At 40.8% G+C, this 21,623-nt stretch carries 15 protein-coding genes; 4 read left to right on the top strand and 11 right to left on the bottom strand.

The annotated features are described in order from the left end of the window. Positions 1–71 precede the first annotated feature (71 nt). From B7717_RS06670 to B7717_RS06640, 7 genes are all read right to left on the bottom strand, one after another. Positions 72–7,178: an SIALI-17 repeat-containing surface protein gene (locus B7717_RS06670; protein ID WP_084944425.1), complete on the bottom strand. Its 7,107-nt coding sequence runs from the start codon at positions 7,176–7,178 to the stop codon at positions 72–74. A 167-nt stretch (positions 7,179–7,345) separates the two neighbouring features. Next, positions 7,346–8,167, bottom strand: coding sequence for a phosphate ABC transporter ATPase (locus B7717_RS06665; protein WP_084944424.1), 822 nt, complete (start codon positions 8,165–8,167; stop codon positions 7,346–7,348). Positions 8,168–8,220: 53 nt separating this feature from the next. Beyond that, on the bottom strand, positions 8,221–8,994 hold the full coding sequence (locus tag B7717_RS06660; protein WP_084944423.1) for an HAD hydrolase family protein: 774 nt from the start codon (positions 8,992–8,994) through the stop codon (positions 8,221–8,223). A 4-nt stretch (positions 8,995–8,998) separates the two neighbouring features. Next, positions 8,999–9,856 carry a bifunctional methylenetetrahydrofolate dehydrogenase/methenyltetrahydrofolate cyclohydrolase gene (locus tag B7717_RS06655; RefSeq protein WP_193432027.1) on the bottom strand — a complete coding sequence of 286 codons (858 nt, stop codon included), beginning with the start codon at positions 9,854–9,856 and terminating at the stop codon, positions 8,999–9,001. Between the two features lie 148 nt (positions 9,857–10,004). Then, positions 10,005–10,325 (bottom strand): TfoX/Sxy family protein, encoded by a 321-nt coding sequence (locus B7717_RS06650; protein ID WP_049490308.1) that lies wholly within the window; start codon positions 10,323–10,325, stop codon positions 10,005–10,007. Positions 10,326–10,358: 33 nt separating this feature from the next. After that, positions 10,359–11,093, bottom strand: coding sequence for an amino acid ABC transporter ATP-binding protein (locus tag B7717_RS06645; RefSeq protein WP_000140925.1), 735 nt, complete (start codon positions 11,091–11,093; stop codon positions 10,359–10,361). Further along, positions 11,093–11,776 (bottom strand): amino acid ABC transporter permease, encoded by a 684-nt coding sequence (locus B7717_RS06640; RefSeq protein WP_001011622.1) that lies wholly within the window; start codon positions 11,774–11,776, stop codon positions 11,093–11,095. The genes B7717_RS06645 and B7717_RS06640 overlap by 1 nt, the downstream gene beginning before the upstream one ends. Before the next feature lie 191 nt (positions 11,777–11,967). On the opposite strand from B7717_RS06640, the gene B7717_RS06635 reads away from it, so the two are divergent. The 4 genes from B7717_RS06635 (at position 11,968) to B7717_RS06620 (ending at position 15,638) form a co-directional block, all read left to right on the top strand. Continuing rightward, on the top strand, positions 11,968–12,198 hold the full coding sequence (locus B7717_RS06635) for a DUF1797 family protein (RefSeq protein WP_000443577.1): 231 nt from the start codon (positions 11,968–11,970) through the stop codon (positions 12,196–12,198). A 238-nt stretch (positions 12,199–12,436) separates the two neighbouring features. Continuing rightward, positions 12,437–14,695 (top strand): ATP-dependent Clp protease ATP-binding subunit, encoded by a 2,259-nt coding sequence (locus B7717_RS06630; protein ID WP_084944421.1) that lies wholly within the window; start codon positions 12,437–12,439, stop codon positions 14,693–14,695. Positions 14,696–14,827: 132 nt separating this feature from the next. Then, complete coding sequence (locus tag B7717_RS06625; RefSeq protein ID WP_084944420.1) at positions 14,828–15,280, top strand: NUDIX hydrolase; 453 nt, start codon at positions 14,828–14,830, stop codon at positions 15,278–15,280. A 58-nt stretch (positions 15,281–15,338) separates the two neighbouring features. Then, positions 15,339–15,638 carry a DUF1827 family protein gene (locus B7717_RS06620; RefSeq protein WP_000767191.1) on the top strand — a complete coding sequence of 100 codons (300 nt, stop codon included), beginning with the start codon at positions 15,339–15,341 and terminating at the stop codon, positions 15,636–15,638. Positions 15,639–15,699: 61 nt separating this feature from the next. Here the strand turns inward: B7717_RS06620 and metK are convergent, their stop codons facing one another. The 4 genes from metK to B7717_RS06600 all read right to left on the bottom strand — a co-directional run bounded on the left by metK (position 15,700) and on the right by B7717_RS06600 (position 21,616). Next, entirely contained in the window at positions 15,700–16,890 is a 1,191-nt protein-coding gene (metK, locus tag B7717_RS06615; RefSeq protein ID WP_044021077.1) for a methionine adenosyltransferase, read from the bottom strand. A 197-nt stretch (positions 16,891–17,087) separates the two neighbouring features. Continuing rightward, entirely contained in the window at positions 17,088–18,431 is a 1,344-nt protein-coding gene (locus tag B7717_RS06610; protein WP_049485410.1) for a DEAD/DEAH box helicase, read from the bottom strand. A 131-nt stretch (positions 18,432–18,562) separates the two neighbouring features. Then, on the bottom strand, positions 18,563–19,378 hold the full coding sequence (locus B7717_RS06605; RefSeq protein WP_084944419.1) for an endonuclease/exonuclease/phosphatase family protein: 816 nt from the start codon (positions 19,376–19,378) through the stop codon (positions 18,563–18,565). 51 nt (positions 19,379–19,429) lie between these two features. After that, entirely contained in the window at positions 19,430–21,616 is a 2,187-nt protein-coding gene (locus B7717_RS06600) for a PTS transporter subunit IIBC (RefSeq protein WP_084944418.1), read from the bottom strand. Positions 21,617–21,623 lie beyond the last annotated feature (7 nt).

The following is a 21,623-nucleotide window of genomic DNA, read 5'->3' as shown; positions in this document are numbered from 1 at the left end:
TCCTTTCGTCCAAACACGAAAGTAATCGATTCATTTTTTATCTTCTACTAATCTGGTATTAAATGAACAGACTAATCCTCTTTGCGTTTTGCAGTTAATAAGGCTGCTGACAAGGCCAAGGTAACACCTGCCAAGAAGAGGGCTGTCTCAGATTCTCCCTCACCAGTTTCTGGTAATCTCTTGTCTTCCTTGGCAACTTGAACTGGCGCTTCTTGAGTTTGAGCCTTGTCTAATGAACTTAGCTTAAACTCTGGTTTTTCTACTGTCGGTGCTGGTTGGTCACCTACTGTGGCTAGAACACCACGGTACTCTGGAAGTTTATGTTCTAGAGCCATTACAGCATTAACACCACCCTTAAATTCAGGTTTCTCAACGCTTGGTGCCGCTTGATCTCCTACAGTAGCAAGAGTTCCTGTGTATTCTGGAACTTCGTTTACTGCTGCTTCTACAAAGTTAGCACCTCCTTTGAATTCTGGAACTTCATTGACTGGAGCTAGCTCCTCGCCTTTACTACTTGAAATAGATGCTTTCACTCCTACTTCAACAATGCGATCCTGAGCCTTTCTTTCTTCAGAATGAACAAGACTTCTAGTAGTACCCAAAACTTGAATATAGTCAACTTTTTCTCCATCTTGTCCTTCAAAAACGATACGACGTTGACCTTGAGCAAGTTCAGGGTTTTCACGAATAACTTCTTTAAACGGAAGCGGAGTCTTTTCAATTTCCAAACTTGGAGTTTCTGCTACTAAATTCTTAACGCCTTCTGTTGGTGTTGTTTGGAAGGTAGACTTAAAGTGTAAACGATATTCTTTCACCAGATTTCCATCTTTGGAAACAAGACGAACTAGTGTTGGAAGATTGGCATTTCCAGAATCCACAACTGTAACTACTCCATGTCCACTAGTTGTTGCAGTGACTTTTGGTTTTGAACCCATTGTTGTTAAGGTGTACTCTGTCACATTTGGATCAAAGTTTTCCAATGCTTTTCCGTCGATCGAAATAGTCGCTGATGGTGTTTCGACTTCTGCTCCCTTGCCTGCAGAGTAGGCTGTAAATTCTACAAGCGCTAGGCCATTAGTAGTAGCCTTACGAGTCATGCGGGCACGAATAGCTGTCGCTTGAACCGGTTCAAAGTTAAACTCAATTGGTTTACCAGCTACTAATTCTCCAGAAACTTTGTAAGGAATTGGTGCCCAATTTTCTGCCTTGTTGAATGGATGGTCAGCATTTTCTTCATAACGAGAAATCGTACTTGGTTCTGTAAAGGCAGGACCAATATATCTTTCTAGAACCATTTTCTCTGGAGCATCTGTGCCACTATCTTTAAAGAACTGAATGGCTATTTTTCCAATAGATTGAGAAGTAATTTTTCCATCCTTCTTAAAGAGTAATCCAACAGAAGTTTCTTGATTTTTCGGAGTACGAGACCAGTTTGTCCAACGTCCATCTTCATTGTATTTTCCATCATTGATATAGAAAATTCTATCATGTGAAGCTGCTTGTGTATCGTTCGTTGTCGAAGCAAAGGCTTTAGAATCCGTTTCATTGTTGTTTGGATTTTCTGAAATGACTTGATTGCCTTTAGAAACAACTGTCACCTGCATTTTAGTGGTTAGATTTGTACCAATGACATGACCGGTAACTTCAAATGTTCCCTCATGCTCTGTCGCATGTTCAGGAATAGCATCCCACTTCACTGCAAGTTTTTCTGTAGTCCAAGTAGTTGAAGTTGGGTAATAAACGCCTACCTCTGAAGGAAGTTGAAGATTGTCTCCAACATTCAAGATTTTAGCACCATTTTCTGCAGCAAGCGGTTGACTAGTTTCTCTCTCATCATTGCGGAAGATTCGATATTCTTTCAATACCGTACCATCTTCTGCTTTTAAGATGAGACGTGTTGCACCTTTTGGACTAGTTGCAGGCACAACTGTTACCAAACCATTATTGCTAGCTGTTGCAGTGATTTGTTTGCTAGATTGAGGAATATAGTAATCAGTCTTAGATGGATTAAAGTGTTCAAGTTCCTTGCCATCTACCTTGATAGAAATCTCTGAACTTGTAGAGCTTACTACCTTATTTCCAAGGACAGTTAGCTCTGTCAGACCAACACCTGATGTTCCATCAGCCTTCTTCATACGAATACGAACAGCATAAGTTTCTACCTTGTCAAATGTGAAGTGATTTGTTTGAGTTGCAGATAGCTGACCTGGAGCATGCAAGTTCTCAACTGCTTTCCAATTTTCTGGATTATTAAATGGATGATTGCTATCTCGTTGCGCATGACTGACATCACTTGGTAAATCTGGAATTTCTTTACCTACATAATATTCAACTACATATTCTTTTGGAAGACCAATTGCTCCATCAGTATAGAAATCAACCGACAAATTGTTGACAAAACGCTTCGTCAAGTCTCCTGAATTACCAAATAAGATAGAAGCCCAGTCATTATCAGTATTTGTTCTCCAAGTAGTCCATCTATTTTTAGCATCTGATGGCGTTCTTGATACAGTCAAATCGTTCAAGGTGTTGGCTGTGTCATCTCCTCCTGTATTGGATACAATGGCAGCTGGTAATTGTGAACCTGTCCATTGTTTAGAGATATTATTTCCAGCAACCACTTGACTAGATACTCGAACATGAGCTTTAGTTGTCAGATTGCTACCTACTAAACGACCATTGATTTCATAGACCCCTTCAGTTTGACTAAAGTTGGCTGGAACCTGATCCCAAACAACATCTTTATAGATAGTTGTTCCGTTAGAATGGTAAGCCCGAACATTAGCTGGCAATTGAACCGTCTCACCCTTAGGTACTGTGAGACTGATTTCCTCTGCAACTTGCAATCCTTCAACCGTTACAGTCGCTTGAGCTTCAATATCTGTGCCTTCCACATGTCCTTTAAGCGTAAAGCTATGATAGTGCCCCAACTCTTTTTCATCTACCCTATCCCAAGCTACAGATACTTTGCGTGGCAAGCCCTTATCAAATTCTGCTCCAACTTCTTTAGGTAGATTCGGTTGCTGATTGATATCTGTAGAAACATACACAGGATGAAGTTTCACAATCTTCTTGCTGACTTTATTTTCTTTAATCACCACTTCAGTGGTTACAGATTCTGTTTTCTCTGTTTGATTATCGATTCGAGGTGTCAAAGTCACTCTTCCCTTAGTATAGAGCAATAGATTCTGACCATTCACCTCAAGATGTCCCCCATCAGATGATTTAGCTTCTAAGTGAATATCTGAAGCCGAAAACTCTGTTTGTGAACCATCCTCATAACGACCAATGACGTGATAAGTCAATACTTGATCTTCAGTGGCAGTTTCTTTTCCTTCTACAACCACTTCCAAACGTTTCAAAGCAGGAGCTTCCTTCACAAACTGAATTAAGTAAGTTTGAACCAAGTCACCCTTTTGGTCACTCAAGAAGACAGAAGCCTGATAACCATTATCAGCAGAAGCTTGCTGAACAGTTACTTGATATCCGGTAGTCTGAGCTCCAACACTTGGAGTAGTTGCAGTGTAAGGAAGGGATACACGATAATAGGTCTTGCCAGACTCAAAATTCTCAAGAGCTTTATCCCCAACAGTAAGTCCTGTAATGCTACTTATTGTTTCCTTACTACTTGCGATAAAGGTTGCAGTCACTTCACGGTCGTCATCTACCAATTTACCAGTAGCCTCCGTACGTCCACCTTCCTTGTTCAAAGCAGCAGGGTCTTTCAAGGTCCAAGAAACAACATCAGTATCAATCAAGCTACCATCTGTCAGAACAGCTGTGACCGTTTTATCCAAATCAGCCGCATTCGTTCCAACTGGGACTGTAGCAACTTTTGGTAACCATCTATCTAAAGCAATCACTTTAACAAGTGCCTCAGCTTTAGTTTCCAAACCTTCTACACGTCCAGATACTTTTTTCTCACCTGCGCTTGTAAGCAAGTCAGATGGCATTTCCCAAGTTACAGTCTTTTCCTCAACACTACCGTCGCTATAAATAGCTGTTACTGTTTGAGGTAATTCAGGATTTGTCGTCACATCAGTTGTTGCTTTTACAGGAGCAAAGGCTACAAAGTGACGATTTTCTTTCTTACCAGACACCGTTGCGACCGTTGCGCTATCAGATGTCAAACCAGCAGAATCTGCATAAAGAGTAAATTTACCTTCTTTTTCTGTTGATTTTACAATGACAACCCCTTTACCATTGAAAGCACGTCTTTGCCATGTTCCATCTGCTTGAGCTTTGTAGCGTTCACGACTAGCTTGTTCTCCATTATCCACACCAACGATTTGTCCCTGACCATGAAGATTGAAATGAACAAGATTGTTAGCTGTAGGAACCACATTACCATCGCCATCAACAATTTCATAATGGATGTAGGATAGGTCCTTTCCATCTGCAGTGATAACATGCTCTTCTTTAGTCAGACGAACTCTTGCTGGCTCCCCAGCAGTTGTCACACTATCACGCGCAATTTCGTTGCCATTTTCATCTCGAGCAATCGCAGTCAGTGTGCCTGGTTGGTATTTCACAAGCCACTCAAGATACAATTCACTTGGTTTAGCTCCCTCATGATATGGACGTCCATCTTCTGTCCTTTTCTTAGTAAATTCCTTTTTACCAAGCGACTCTCCATTTAAGAACAATTCGACGCTTGCAGCATTTGAGAAGGTACGAACCGGAACCTTTCCATCAACCAGCATCTTACGATCCTTAAGGGTCTCTTCAGTCCAGTTCCAATGTGGTAAAATGCGAACAGTTGGCTTTTCTTTAGCACTATACCATACACTACGGTAAAGGTAAAAATCATTCTTCGGTAAACCAGCCGTATCGATGATACCAAAGTAAGAACTTTTTACAGGTGTATTATCTTGGTTATGCCATGGAGTTGGTTCACCGATGTAGTCAATTCCTGTCCAGATAAATTGTCCAGCATAGCCAGCACGATCACGGTCAAAAGTCCATGATTCAGTAGCTGTTCTTCCCCATCCAACACGGTCATTACCATAGTCAGATTGTTCATAGTGACGATTTGGACGGTTATCATGTCCAAGGATTTGAGCAGGATTGTAATAAGAATCACGCGTTCTAGTAGCTGAAGAAGTTTCAGAACCATAAATGAGCCAGTCTGGATGAGCACTACGAACCGCATCATAAAAACGTTCACCATAGTTCATCCCCACAGCATCCATGATTTCTGCAAGTTTCAAGAAATCACCTGTCGCTGCACGACTAAATTTGTTTTCACCCATGGTGACATAACGTTCAGTATCAATCGCTTTGATAACTGCCTTCAGACGCTTAGCAGTTTCGATAGAACGAGGACTACCATTTGCCTCTTCTACCTCATTTCCAAGAGACCACATGACGATAGACGGGTTGTTCTTATCACGTTCTACCATTGTTCTAAGATCAAAATCAGACCACTTCTCACCCTTTTTAGCTTCAGGATGGGTTGCATCTTGATCAAAGAACCGTCCATAGTCGTAAGTCTTCTTGCCACCATACCAAGTATCAAAAGCTTCCTCTTGAACCAAAAGACCTAAGCTAGCCGCAGCATCAAGCAACTGAGGGCTAGCTGGATTGTGGGTTGTTCGAATAGAGTTAACCCCCATATCTTTCAAGAGTTTTAATTTACGATAAGTAGCCTTATAATTCTCTTCTGCACCCAAGGCTCCATTGTCATGGTGAATACTTACTCCATGGAATTTCATGCGTTCACCATTCAAAGAGAAACCATCCTTAGCAGTCCAATTGAAATAGCGGTAACCAAATGTATCTTCTGTTACATCAACTAGTTGACCTTCTTTATAAACCTTTGTTTTCAGCACATACAGTTGAGGATGATAACTTTTTGTCGTCCAAAGAGTTGGTTTATTAACTAGGATTGTTTGTCTGAAATCTGCAACTTCATTTTCTGCTAAATTCTTCGTTTCAGAGCGCACTAATTCTGAAACAACCTTACCTTCCTTAGTAAAAATTTGTTGTTCCACAAAGACTTTAGCAGCCTTCTTATCCGTATTTTTAATCTTACTTTGAACCTGTGTTTCAACATTCCCTTCTTTTTGCTCAGCAAGTTTTGGAGTAGTGATATGATTACCATTTTCGGCAACATGGACTTTATCACGATAACTAAGGGTTACATCACGATAAATCCCACTTCCTGAATACCAACGACTGCTTGGTTGCTTATTGGTCACTTGAACAGTAATTGAATTTTCACTACCATCCTTGTTTAAAAATTCTGTAATATCATATGAAAAATGATTATAGCCACTTGGATAATGTCCTACAAATTTACCATTTACATAGACCTTTGAATCCATGTAAACCCCATCAAAATTGATACGAACATCCTTATTCTTGTCTGCTTCATTTAATGTGAAAGTCTTACGATACCAAGCTGTTCCACCATTTAACTGGCCACCTTCATTACGTGCGGGAGACTTGTGATCGAAGTCAAAATAAATACTCCAATCATGAGGAAGATTCAATTTAGACCAATCATGAACATCCACATCTTTTTTTGAAAAATCTCCTTGGGCATTTAGTTTAAAATACCAATCTTTATTAAAATCTTGTTTTCGCTCCGATAATAGCTGCTTCTCTTTTTCAACATCCGCTTTACTTGGCTCTTTAGAAAGCGCTTGCGTTTTTTCAGAAGAAGGTTTGCTCTCTGTATCTGCTTTTACCTGGTCGTTTCCGGAAGTTTTTTTAGAATCCTCTTTCAGTTCTGTTCCAGCTGTTGCTGCAGATTCAATAGGCTTTGGATTTGTCTCTTCAGGTTTCTGTTTGTTCTCAGCTTTGTTTCCTTCTTCTTTGTTTGGAGTTTCCACTTTAGGTCTAGCCAATTCATGACTACCCTCATTAGCAGGTCTAGTAGGTTCCGTATCCTTAGTCACTTTGTCTTCTGTCGAATCAGCTTTTGGTTTTACAAACTCACGCCCACCATTCTCATCAGCCTTTGCGATTGCAGCTGCCACATCATCGGGAAGCTTATCTAAAGGCTGAGCTTGATGAACAGTTGTTTCTTCTGTTTGAGTATTGGATGAAGCCACCTCCTCAGCTTGTACAGCTGAAATACCAAATATACTGGCCCCAATCATTACAGATGCTGCACCTATTGCAAATTTACGAATGCTATAATGACAACGTTTATCAAAAAGTCTTTTGTTCATTAAAATCCTCATTTCTTTTTCTTGATACAAAGTAAGCGTTTACTTTATTTTAAAAAATAACCTCCTTCTGAATACACAAACAAGTACCAAGTTCGATAATATATTTTATATATTAAATATATCAAAATACACCTAAAATTGCAATCACTTTCATCGTTTTTCCTCAACTATCCTTTATCTGATTGTTTTAAAACAACTTGATAGACTTTCTTAGTCCACTCTTCTAAGTCTTCTCCAGCATAGTCAAGATAATGCACCCTATCTAGTAATCGACTTGGAATAATATTTTCAAATCGGCTCTTATTATGAGTTGGAATAATGCAAATATACAACTCACTTAATAAATTAAGCATGTCCTTAACTTTTGCAACATGGTAACCATCAAAAATATAACCAGGAACTTTAATCAAATCTGTATAGATAAAATGAAAACTTACTCCAGGAATAAACTTATCTTGTAATTCTTTCTCTGAAGGAGCTCGACCTAATAAACGCTCCATCGCCAATCGATAACCAGAACTTGTATTTGACCATCCTAACATGACATAGTCAAAATAATCTTTCGGATCAGATGCAGCATTTCGACTATCCAAAACCAACTCCTCAGCATCTCGACCAAAGGCTTTCACAGCAGATAAGAGCTGACCTGTTTTAAAAATAGAAATCGCTGCATCTATAGTCGTAGTATGGCTACAGTAGTCTGAAGTCACTAACCTCTTATGTAGATCATAAGTCGAGGCTACTCTTTTATCTGTAGGGGTAAATGGTGGCAGAAAAGGATGCTGACAGATGTAATCTAAAATCTCTTTTTTTAAACAAGAATCAGTACACTCGATACTTGTTTGACGTTTATGAAGTTTTTCGTAAGCTATAAATTTAGCAATTTTTTCTAATTCCCACTCTTGAATATTTGGATAATCAATTAGTGCTAAGTGATATATTCCATCCCATTGCAAACTATATTCTCCATTATAAATTTTTAAAATCATCTAATCACCTCACTCCATTATACTACAAAAGGAGGGGCAAACCTCCTTCTACACTATTTTCCCTTAAATTCCGCAAAAGTCTGTAAGATTTTAGCTGCCACTGCTGGAGAAGGTTCTCCTTTTTGCTCTACCGTGTCATCTGCATATGGACTAAGACCAGCAAAATCGCCTATCCGGACAGAGTAGAGAGATGTTTTAAAGAGCTCAATATCGTTTTGGTCATTGCCAAAAGCGATGAAGTTCTCCCCGCATAACTTTTCAACAGTTGTCGCCTTATGAGTATCCAAGGGATTAACATAAAGGCACTTTTCATGCGCATGATAAGACAGATGAGCTTGTCCTAGTCTTTCTAACTGACCAAGCAGATCATCAAGCAAATCCTCATGGTCACCCATATAAACGACTACCTTAATCGGAGTCCCTAAGTCCTCAAGTTTCTGATGACGAGCCACCTTTAAGGGATCCACACTGGAAATAAATGGAATCTTCTCTACAATCTGACCGCTATAGTCAAAGCAATCATCTACAAAGAAAGGCAGATTATAAGTCTGGCAATAATCCACTAGCGCCTGATAAACTCTAGCATCGAGATTCCTTTCAAAGATAGCCTTCCCCAAATGATAGGCTACGCCACCATTCAAACCTATGACCAAGCGCTGACTGAGTTCAGGTCCTAATAAACCCAAGCAATCCCGATAAGAGCGAGCTGAGGCAAACACAAGCTCATGCCCATAATCTTCAGCCTTTAAAAGAACCTGCTTAATCTCTTCATCTATGGTCATATAGTCAAAAGATAGCGTTCCATCTAGGTCAAATACGAATTTCATCTTCCTAGTCCTTGTTTAGTGTTCGAAGCGCTGCTTGATAGGTTTGCTCCATTAGCATGGTAATCGTCATAGGTCCAACTCCACCAGGTACAGGTGTGATGTGACTAGCAAGTGGTGCAACCGCATCATAATCAACATCTCCACAAAGCTTGCCATTTTCATCTCGGTCCATCCCAACGTCAATGACAACCGCTCCTGGTTTGACAAAGTCAGCAGTCACAAACTTGGCGCGACCGATAGCTACGACAAGAATATCTGCTTTAGCAGCAACCTTAGCAAGATGATGGGTCCGTGAGTGAGTCAAGGTCACTGTTGCATTTTTAGCCAAAAGTAGCTGGGCCATCGGCTTCCCGACGATATTTGAACGACCGATAACAACCGCATTTTTACCTTCTAGATCAATCCCATATTCATGAAACATTTCCATAATTCCTGCAGGTGTCGAAGGAATCATAACTGGATGACCAGACCAGAGGCGACCCATGTTTAGGGGATGGAAACCATCCACGTCTTTTTCGGGGTCAATGGCTAATAACACTGCCTCTTCATCGATATGTTTTGGCAAAGGTAATTGAACTAAAATCCCATGCCAAGCTGTATCTTGATTGTATTTGGCAATCAAGTCTAACAATTCAGCTTGGGTAATGGTCTCTGGAACTCGCACGACTTCACTACGGAAGCCAGCAGCGAGAGCTGACCGTTCCTTGTTGCGAACGTAGACTTGGCTGGCAGGATTGTCCCCCACCAAAATCACTACCAATCCTGGAACTAGACCTGTTTCTTCTTTTAGTTTGGCCGTCTTTTCAGCCAACTGTCCTTGTAACTTAGCTGCAAGAGCCTTCCCATCAATAATCTGTGCCATATCTCTTCTCTTTTCTATCAAATATCCTCTATTATATCAAAAAATAACTCGCCATTCTAACACTTCTTGCCTAATGGACCTTATAGTCTGAAACTATAAGAAAAAGCCCTTATCGAGCTTTTATGCCTATTTATACTAGGTAAACTTGTCACGCTTTCTTTTTGACTTTTGGAGCCGGTAAGACTTCATACATCTCCTTGATTAATCTCATTAGAAATGATTTATCTTCAATGTCTTCTATCAAAATCATCTCCTTAGCTCCTTCATAAGGACATTCAAGCCTAGTCTGTCCCAGTTGATCCAAGACCAGCTTCACAGGCTTCAGTAACAGACGATTATCATAGATTCCCCCAATAATCTTCCCACGATAATAAAGGATATACTCTCCCATCATTGGACGATAACTCATCTCCTCTAGCTCTGATAGTTGTTCGAGAATAAAATCTAAATATTCTTTACTGGAAGCCATGATGCCTACTCCATTTCTTCTAAAAATGAGGTCTTACAAAACCTTACTCAAAAATTCCTTGGTCCGTTGTTCTTTTGTTTGATCGAAAATCTCCTCAGGCGTTCCATCTTCGACAACAACCCCATCCGCCATAAAGATAACACGGTCTGCTACCTCACGCGCAAAACCCATTTCATGAGTCACAATCACCATAGTCATCCCTGACTTGGCAAGGTCTTGCATAACAGCTAGAACTTCTCCAACCATCTCAGGGTCTAGGGCTGAAGTCGGCTCATCAAAGAGCAAAACATCTGGTTCCATAGCAAGTCCACGTGCAATGGCAATCCGTTGCTGCTGACCACCTGACAAACTCTGAGGATAGGCCGTTGCCTTATCTGGCAAGCCAACTTTTTCTAACAGTTCCTGTGCTCTTTTCTCCGCAACTTCCTTGCTTTCACCTTTGGTTTTAATTGGTGATAAAGTGATATTTTCCATCACTGTCATATTAGGAAAGAGGTTGAATTGTTGGAATACCATGCCCATCTTTTCACGCATGGCAAAAAGGTCATTTTTCTTATCAGTGATATCAACTCCTTCAAAGATAACCTTACCTTTACTTGCTTCTTCAAGGAGATTCATCGAACGAAGGAGGGTTGATTTCCCGCTCCCTGACGGACCGATAATGACCACAACTTCTCCTCGTTTAATCTCAAGGTTGATGCCTTTTAAAACTTCATTTTTCCCAAAAGACTTATGTAGTTCTTCAATTTTAATCAAGGTTTCTGTCATTATTTCTTGTCTCCTTGTCCAATATGTTTTTCAAATGCTTTCAACGCTACTGTCAAAACAGAGGTCATAATCAAGTAGTAAAAGGCTGCAAATAAAAGTGGAGTCAATGGTAAATAAGTTGTTGTTGCTACTGTCGTTGCACCATTCCACAACTCCATCACCCCAATCGCCGACAAGAGGGAACTATCCTTGATAATGGTGATAAATTCATTTCCTAGAGCTGGAAGAATATTTTTGATAGCTTGTGGCAAAATGACATAACGCATGGCATTTTTCGGACGAATACCAAGAGAGTAAGCAGCCTCTAACTGCCCTTTAGGAACCGCATTGATCCCCGCACGAACAGTTTCTGAAACGTAAGCTCCACTATTCATAGAAATAATCAGAATACCAGGAATCAAACGAGAAAGATCAACTCCTAAAATTCCCACTTGGATAGTCGGAGCATTGATATGCATAAGAGCAAAGGCAATCATAATCTGAACCATCATCGGAGTACCACGGAAGATCCAAACATACACATTCGCAAACCAAACGAGCGGTTTAAAGCGTGATCGCTGAGCAAAGGCCAGTAACACACCTATAATGGTCCCTAAGCAGACAACAAGGATGGAAATCAATACGGTAATCAGAGCACCATAGTTAAAATATGGTAAATACTTTGGTAAAAAAGAAAAATTCATATTCAATCAACTTTCTATGTATTAGATTGTATGATTATAACACAAATTGAATTAAAATGCAATATTTTTTCTCTAATTTTACCAATTAACTTGATAGAATAGAGAAATAGAGAGAAATCACAGTTTTTTTCTAGTCAACTACCTCTTGTTTATGGTAAAATAGAAACGATAAGAAATGGAGGAGAATCAAAATGGAATCACATTTGGTTAGAATCATTAACCGCCTAGAAGCAATGACAAAAGATGGTGGAAATCTAAAACGTAATTTTGAACGTGAAGGTGTTGTTGTCGCAGAAGTTGCATACAGCCACGACGAAGAAAACGGATCACTCTTCACCCTTCGCGATGTAGAGGCTCGTGAAACTTATACCTTTGATAGCATTGATTTGATTGCAATGGAGATCTACGAACTCCTTTACTAATATAAAAACAACGGGCAGAAAGGCCCGATGAATGAGAATCCTTTTTGTCACCACAAATGGGATTTTTTCTTACCTTCAATGTCGCTGGATTCTCCATAAATCCTTCTTTTAAAAACGACCACTTCCCAATCTTTTTACTTGCTTTACACCTTAATCATGCTATAATGAGAGTATAAAACTTTGACTATTTTTGACCTTTTTTCTTAGGACAAGAATAAGAATGAAATGAGGTAGATGTATGCTCTGTCAAAACTGTAAAATAAACGACTCAACAATTCATCTGTATACCAATATCAATGGACAGCAAAAGCAAATTGATCTTTGTCAAAATTGCTATAAAATTATCAAAACAGATCCAAATAATACCCTCTTTAAAGGAATGACTGACTTAAATAATCATGACTTTGATCCATTTGGCGACTTTTTCAATGATTTGAACAATTTCAAACCTTCTTCTAATAACGTCCCTCCAACTCAATCTGGTGGGGGATATGGAGGAAACGGTGGTTATGGACCTCAAAACCGCGGCCCACTTCAAACACCTCCTAGCCAAGAAAGAGGACTCCTTGAGGAATACGGTATCAATATTACTGAGATTGCTCGTCGGGGAGATATTGACCCTGTTATCGGTCGAGATGAAGAGATTATCCGCGTTATCGAAATCCTCAACCGTCGAACCAAGAACAACCCTGTCCTTATCGGAGAACCAGGTGTTGGTAAAACAGCCGTTGTTGAAGGTCTAGCTCAGAAGATTGTCGATGGCGATGTTCCTCATAAACTTCAAGGCAAGCAGGTCATCCGTCTGGATGTGGTCAGTCTAGTCCAAGGAACAGGGATTCGAGGCCAATTTGAAGAACGTATGCAAAAACTCATGGAAGAAATTCGCAAACGAGAGGACATCATCCTCTTTATCGACGAAATCCATGAAATTGTTGGTGCAGGATCTGCTGGCGATGGCAATATGGATGCAGGAAATATCCTCAAACCAGCCCTTGCCCGTGGTGAATTGCAACTGGTTGGTGCCACTACTCTCAATGAATACCGCATCATTGAAAAAGATGCTGCTCTAGAGCGCCGTATGCAGCCTGTCAAGGTAGATGAACCAACTGTCGAAGAAACCATTATCATCCTTAAAGGAGTTCAAAAGAAATACGAAGACTACCATCACGTCAAGTATACTGATGCTGCCATCGAAGCTGCTGCAAATCTTTCCAACCGCTACATCCAAGACCGCTTCTTGCCAGACAAGGCTATTGACCTGTTGGACGAAGCTGGTTCTAAGATGAATCTGACACTGAACTTTGTTGATCCTAAAGTGATTGATCAGCGCTTGATTGAGGCTGAAAATCTCAAGGCTCAAGCTACACGAGAGGAAGATTTTGAAAAGGCTGCTTATTTCCGCGATCAAATTGCCAAGTACAAGGAAATGCAAAAGAACAAGGTGACCGATCAGGATACTCCAATCATCAGCGAGAAAACCATTGAACATATCATTGAGCAGAAAACCAATATCCCTGTTGGAGAACTCAAAGAAAAAGAACAGTCTCAGCTTATCCATCTAGCAGACGACCTCAAGGCCCATGTTATAGGTCAAGATGAAGCTGTCGATAAGATTGCCAAAGCCATCCGTCGTAATCGTGTTGGACTTGGAACTCCTAACCGGCCAATCGGAAGCTTCCTCTTTGTCGGACCAACTGGTGTCGGTAAGACAGAACTCTCTAAGCAACTAGCCATTGAGCTCTTTGGTTCTGCTGACAGCATGATTCGCTTTGATATGAGTGAATACATGGAAAAACACAGTGTGGCTAAATTGGTCGGAGCCCCTCCAGGTTATGTTGGTTATGATGAAGCTGGGCAGCTGACTGAAAAGGTTCGTCGCAATCCCTACTCTCTCATCCTTCTCGATGAAGTGGAAAAAGCTCACCCAGATGTTATGCACATGTTCCTTCAAGTATTGGACGATGGTCGTTTGACTGATGGGCAAGGACACACAGTTAGCTTTAAGGATGCTATCATTATCATGACCTCAAATGCGGGTACTGGTAAGGCCGAAGCCAGCGTTGGTTTTGGAGCTGCTCGTGAAGGACGTACCAACTCTGTTCTCGGTGAACTCGGTAACTTCTTTAGTCCAGAGTTTATGAACCGTTTTGACGGCATCATCGAATTTAAACCTCTCAGCAAGGACAACCTTCTCCAAATCGTCGAACTCATGCTTGCAGATGTCAACAAACGCCTCTCTAGCAACAATATCCACCTCGATGTGACAGACAAGGTCAAGGAAAAGTTGGTTGACTTAGGTTATGATCCAAAAATGGGAGCACGCCCACTCCGCCGTACTATTCAAGACCATATCGAGGATGCCATCACTGACTTCTACCTTGAAAATCCAAGTGAGAAAGCCCTCAAGGCAGTCATGACAAGCAATGGCAATATTCAAATCAAATCTGCCAAAAAATCTGAGAAAACAGAAGAGATTGCTTCTGAAAAAGAAGAATAAAAACGACCTAACAGGTGCAGAAAGTCTATTATTTTCTGCACCTTTTTTTACTAAAATAACTGTAAAACCTTGACAGCTTGCCCCTCGTCCATTATGATAATAATAAAGATACTAGAGAATGAGGAAAATGCAATGGCAAACCCAACTTTTGGTGATAAAAAAGAGAATGTGACCTACCAGCCCCGCTATGGTGTGTACGCAGTTATTCCAGATGCAGAGAAAAAACAAATTGTCCTAGTTCAAGCCCCCAATGGTGCTTGGTTCTTGCCAGGTGGAGAGATTGAAGCGGGAGAAGACCATCAAGAAGCACTGAAGAGAGAACTCATCGAAGAACTCGGTTTTACTGCTGAAATTGGAAGCTATTTCGGACAAGCTGATGAGTATTTCTACTCTCGTCACCGTGACACCTACTACTACAATCCAGCTTATCTCTACGAAGCCACTTCTTTCCAAAAAATACAAAAACCTTTAGAAGACTTTAATCATATTGCTTGGTTTCCTATTGATGAGGCAATAGAAAAACTCAAACGTGGTAGCCACAAATGGGGAATTGAAGCTTGGAAAATCCAGCATGGAATTGACTAAAATACACGATTTTATCCAAAAAGTGCTATAATAGAGTTAGAAAATCGGAGGAACTATTATGAAGCTTATCAACACGACTAATTCACACTCGCAACTTGTTAAAAGCCAATTAGAAAGCACTGACGCAACGCTTGTTGAAGTCTATTCAGCTGGAAACACAGATGTGATTTTCACTCAAGCTCCGCTTCACTATGAAATCCTCATTTCCAACAAACACCGCGCTATTCGTGAACCGGAAATCGAAACCATCCAAGATTTCTTCATGAAACGCAAAATCGATAAAGATAATATCGATGAAGCTAATATCAAGACGCTTTATTCAGATAAATTGATTGAAATTTCTATTCCTACAAAATAAGAAAGCCAGCCATAAGCTGGTTTTCTTTTGCAAAAAAAGATTGGTAGTTTCTACCAATCTTTTATTTCACAGCTTCTTTCAAAGCATCTACCTTATCCAAACGTTCCCATGGAAGGTCAATATCTGTACGTCCCATGTGTCCATATGCCGCTGTTTGACGGTAAATTGGACGTTTGAGGTCCAACATTTGGATAATTCCTGCTGGGCGAAGGTCAAAGATTTGACGAGCCGCTTTCTCAAGTTTGCTTTCAGCTACTGTTCCTGTACCAAAAGTATCGATACGAACAGAAACAGGCTGCGCCACCCCGATAGCATAGGCCAATTGCACTTCTGCCTTCTTAGCCAAACCTGCTGCAACGATATTCTTGGCAATGTAGCGAGCTGCATAAGAGGCTGAACGGTCCACTTTCGTCGCATCCTTACCAGAGAAGGCACCACCACCATGGCGAGAGTAGCCACCATAGGTATCTACGATAATCTTACGACCAGTCAAACCTGAGTCCCCTTGAGGTCCACCGATTACAAAGCGACCAGTTGGATTGATGAAGAATTTGGTTTGCTCATCCAAGTAAGAAGCTGGAATAACTTCCTTGATAACTTTGCTAATCACATCATTGTGAATTTGTTCATTGCTAACTTCTGGGTCGTGCTGAGTTGAAATAACGACTGTATCCACACGTACTGGACGATCATTTTCATCATACTCAACCGTAACTTGTGATTTAGCATCTGGACGAAGGTAACTGATTTCACCAGACTTACGAAGTTCTGCCAAACGACGAACCAACTTGTGACTAAGTGAGATTGGTAAAGGCATGAGTTCCTCTGTCTCATCCACTGCAAACCCAAACATAAGACCTTGGTCTCCAGCACCAATCAAGTCCAGTGGATCTTGATCTGCATTCCCACGAACCTCCAAGGCTTCATTAACACCTTGGGCGATATCTGGTGACTGCTCAACAAGTGACGGATGAACTCCCACTGTCTCCGCAGAAAAACCATACTCTGTATTGGTATAACCAATCTCTGCAATGGTATCACGAACCACACGGTTAATATCTACATAAGCATGTGTAGAAATTTCACCAAAAACATGGACCGAACCTGTGTATACAGCTGTCTCGGCAGCAACGTGCGCATCTGGATCTTTAGCTAAAATAGCATCCAAAATCGCATCTGAAATTTGGTCTGCAATCTTATCCGGATGCCCCTCAGATACAGATTCAGACGTGAATAATTTACGTTCTGACATAAAAATGTCCCCCCTTAAAAAAATATTGTTATAGAGTTACAAAGTACTGATAGGAAAACTACTAGTAATGAATACCTACCACCTTATCGGGACTATATAACCTTATCATTATACCACTTTTTATTTTTTTTTGCAGTATTTTTGAAAATTCATAAAACTAAGTTAGAAAAAGGAGCTATGTAGCTCCAATTTTATACTTAAAATGTTTGGCGTTTGGCTTTGCGCTCGGCACGGCCACGAGCACGATTTTCAGCACGCTTGGTTTTGCGGCGTTTTTCATCCACCGCCCATTGAATCTTCTTCTTATAGCCTGGTTTGACTTTTTTCTTTTTCTTTTTAACCAAGCCAATCATTTCAATATCAAGCTTATCTTGCTTTTTTTCACGATTGGCACGACGATCACGGTCATAGGTATCTTGAAACTCTCCGTCTTTGACCATCTTAGGAGTAAACTTGATTCCTAATTTCTCCAACTCACGGATATCCGAGTCATCGCTTGGCTGGTAAAGGGTAATAGCTGTACCAGGCAGACCGTTGCGCCCAGTCCGTCCAACACGGTGAACAAAGAAGGACAAGTCTTGCGGAATGGCATCATTGATAACATGGCTGACACCTTCAATGTCAATTCCACGCGCTGCCAAGTCCGTTGCGACAATGTACTCAAAATCCAGGTTTTTCACCTGATTCATGATCCGCTTGCGTTCACGAGGAGCAATATCCCCATGAATCTTTGCTACCTTCAATCCTTGAGCAGTCAAGTATGCATGCAATTCATCAGCACGCGTTTTTGTGTTAACAAAAATCATTGCCAAATAAGGCTGCATCAACTGAGTAAGCTGGTAAATTTGAGCATTTTTGTCGCGGCCCTTGGTCGAAATCAACCAGTTATCAATCGTATCTGAGATAACTGTTTTAGTCTTGATTTTTTCCATGACAGGATTTGACAAGTATTTTTTCAAGAACGGTTGTAATTTTTGTGGAATAGTTGCTGAAAAGACCATGAATTGCAAGTCTTTTGGAAGGCTTCCTGCAATCTTATCAACGGTTTCCAAGAATCCCATATCCAAGGTCATATCGGCTTCATCAATTACAAATGTCTTAGCCTTGTAAATAGCTAAATCACCAGATTTGACCAAGTCATAGATGCGACCTGGCGTTCCGATAACGATATGTGGTTGGTTGCTGGCAAGTTTTTCAATCTGACGTGCCTTATCCGTACCACCCACATAATTAACCACACGAACTTCGACATCTGAGTGAGCTGCAATCTGACGAGCTGCTTGGTAGATTTGAGTGGCCAACTCACGACTTGGTGCAGTAATGACTGCTTGCACACTATCGCTAGTTTCATCTAATTGCTGGAAAATGGGTAACAAGAAAGTATGAGTCTTTCCTGAACCAGTTTTTGACTCGCCCACCAAGTCACGACCTGCCAGTACAATAGGAATTAATTTTTCTTGTACCTCTGTTGGAGTTGAGAATTTCAACTCCTCCAAGGCTTCTGCTATATAATTTTTAAATTGAAATTTCTTAAATGACATACTATCCTCGATTCTATCCTTTCAATTATACCACATTTTGTCCTATTGCAGTAGTCCCATTTGAGTCTCAGTCCTGTAGTAAAGATCCAAGTAACTTAAAAGGTTGGAACCTCTGATTCCAACCTCTTTCATTATTTCCAGGTCAATACAGCATTCAAACCATAATGATCACTGACTTGTGGACTATTCTGCCCATCAAAAACTACTTGTAAACTCTCTACTTCTAACTCTTTGGTCGTAAAGACGTAGTCGATTCGTAGTGGTTCAGTATTGCCTTTCCAACCATCAATTTCTGGTGGTACTGTATAGCTACCACTTCTTTCTTTTGCAACTTCAAACGCGTCTTGTAATCCTAATGGACTAGCTAAAATCGCTTGATAGCCTTCCTGACCAGCTGGATTATTAAAATCACCTGCTAAAATCAAAGGTTTTTTCAACTCTTTTAGTACAGCCTCAAACCGTGCCCATTCTTCTTGGAAACCTTTATCCCACCAAGAGAGATGAACACTTGCAAGAGCCAGTTCCTTGCCTTCAACTTCTGTCTCAGCCAAGGCAACGCGACGAGTATGGTAGTCCGTTGGATCATCTACATCTGATACTAAAATCTCACGCGCCTTAATAGGTGTTTTAGATAAGATAGCTACGCCTTCATGGTAGCGGTCATAGCCAATATGATTGTAAGCCCAAGTCCAGTAGTAATTTTTCCCTTTCTCAGCCAATTTTTCAACTAGAAGTCGGACATAGTGATCCTGGTGAATGGGTTCTGCTGATGGTAAAGCTTGATAGTGATTGTTAACCTCTACCTCAGGCGAAGTCATTTCTTGATTGATTTCTTGGAAACAAATCAAATCATAGTCCTTATCAAGAATGTCTTGGAGTAAGATTTGGAATTTTTCCTCTGCTTCCTTCTCCATCCAACTGTGGGTATTGAGTGTTAGAAATTTCATGCTTTTCTCCTAAAACAAGAGGTTGGAAAACAGCTTCCAACCCCAAGTATATTACAATTCTACTTTAGCAACTGCTGTTTTAGCTGCAAGAGAACCTGTTTGTTCTAATTTAACTGATTTGAGGACATCACCATTTGTGAAGACAACCACTGTTGATGTTTTGCGTCCTGCTACTCGAATAGCATCCAAGTCAGCTGTGACAAGAAGGTCACCAGCGGCCACTTTTTGTCCTTCAGAGACATGAACAGTAAATGGTTTTCCTTCAAGACTTACTGTATCCAAACCAATATGAACAAGCACTTCAAGACCTGAGTCAGTGACAAGACCAAGAGCGTGTTTTGTTGGGAAGATACTTGATACAGTACCAGTAACTGGAGATACAATGTTACCATTTGCTGGCTCTACTGCAAATCCATCACCCATCATTTTTTGAGCAAAAACTGGATCTTCCACTTGTTCTAAAGCAACAACTTGACCGTCAGCTACTGAGTAAACTTCTTCAGTTACACCTTTGTAGTGTACAGTATTTTGTTGAGTTTCTGTCATTTGGCTTGGAAGAGTTTCAGGAATTACTTCACCTGAGTCAAGGATATCTTGGATATCAGATTTCAATACGTCAGCTTTTGGTCCGTAGATAGCTTGGACACCTTGTCCTTTCATGACAAGACCCATAGCCCCTTCTGCTTTCCATTGTTCCTCAGTACCAACGCGATCTGCGTCTTTAACAGTTACACGAAGACGAGTCATACATGCATCCACATCTACGATATTTGCACGACCACCAAGAAGGTTAATGATGTTTACGGCTTGAGAAGCTGCTGCAACTTTTGGAGTTCCAGGAGCTGCTTCTTCTGATGTTCCTTCAGCTGTTTCGTAGTTTCCGTTACGTCCTGGAGTTGCGTAGTTGAATTTCTTGATCATGAAGTTGGCAATGAAGTACATGATAACCGCAAAGAGAACAGTTACCCAGATAAAGTTAACGATATCCATACCAATACCAGCATTAATTGCCAATGGTGTACGAGTCAAGAATTCAATTGAACCGAATGAGTGGACACGAAGGTGAACAATATCTGCCATAGCAAAGGCAGCACCTTGAACTACTGAATAAACAAGGTAAAGCGGTGTTGCGATGAACATGAACATATACTCGATAGGTTCAGTAACCCCTGTCAAGAATGTTGCAAGGGCTGTCGCAATCATCATACCCTTGTATTGGTGTTTCTTGTCAGCATCAACATTGCGGTAGATAGCAACGATGACACCCATCAAGATACCAAATGAACCGATCATTTGTCCAACTTTGAAACGAGCTGGAGTGACTGTTGTAAGAAGGTGTTGGTATTGGTCAGCATTTGAACCTTTAAGGTTAACAAGGTCAGTTACCCATGCAAGCCAAAGTGGATCTTGACCAAATACTTGTGTTCCTTTTGCAGCACCAGTTAACACTTCGTATGTTCCACCAAGAGCTGTGTAGTTCATTGGGATTGTCAACATGTGGTGAAGACCAAATGGCAAGAGCAAACGTTCCAAAGTACCATACAAGAATGGTGCAAGGACTGGAGCAGTTTCTTGTGAATTGGCAATCCAAATACCAAAGTTGTTGATACCTGTTTGAACTACTGGCCAAAAGGCAGCAAGTAGAATTGCAGCAATAGCTGAACGAAGAATAACGACGAATGGTACGAAACGTTTACCATTGAAGAATGAAAGGGCATCAGGAAGTTTACGGAAGTTGTAGTATTTGTTATAAGCTGTTGCCCCAACAAAACCAGAGATAATCCCTACGAAAACCCCCATGTTAAGAGCTGGTGCCTCAAGAACGCTGATAAAGTAGTCAGCAACCTTGATTGAACCACCAAAGAAGGTAGTAACCATTGCTTCAGGGTTTTTCAACATATCACCTGTAACACCGAAGATAGTACCTGTAATACGGTTAATCAAGATAAAGGCAAGTCCGGCTGCAAATGCACCACCTGCACGTTCTTTTGCCCAGCTTCCCCCAATAGCGAGGGCAAACAAAATATGAAGGTTACCGATAACCCCCCAACCAATTTGCTCTAGTACGCCACCAGTAATCACTAGGGGAGCAAGGTTTGGGTCAATCATTGCAAGTGACTTACCGATTGAAATCATCAAACCAGCAGCCGGCATAACCGCGATAACCACCATCAAAGCCTTACCGAATTTTTGCCAAAATTCGAAAGACAAGACATTTTTGAATGTATCTTTCATCATTCAAATC

Origin of the sequence: Streptococcus oralis subsp. oralis (assembly GCF_002096495.1) — a bacterium.
GTDB classification, from domain to species: Bacteria; Bacillota; Bacilli; order Lactobacillales; family Streptococcaceae; genus Streptococcus; species Streptococcus oralis_CU.
The sequence above is the reverse complement of the archived record's forward strand: the minus strand, read 5'-3'. Positions and strand labels throughout refer to the sequence as shown.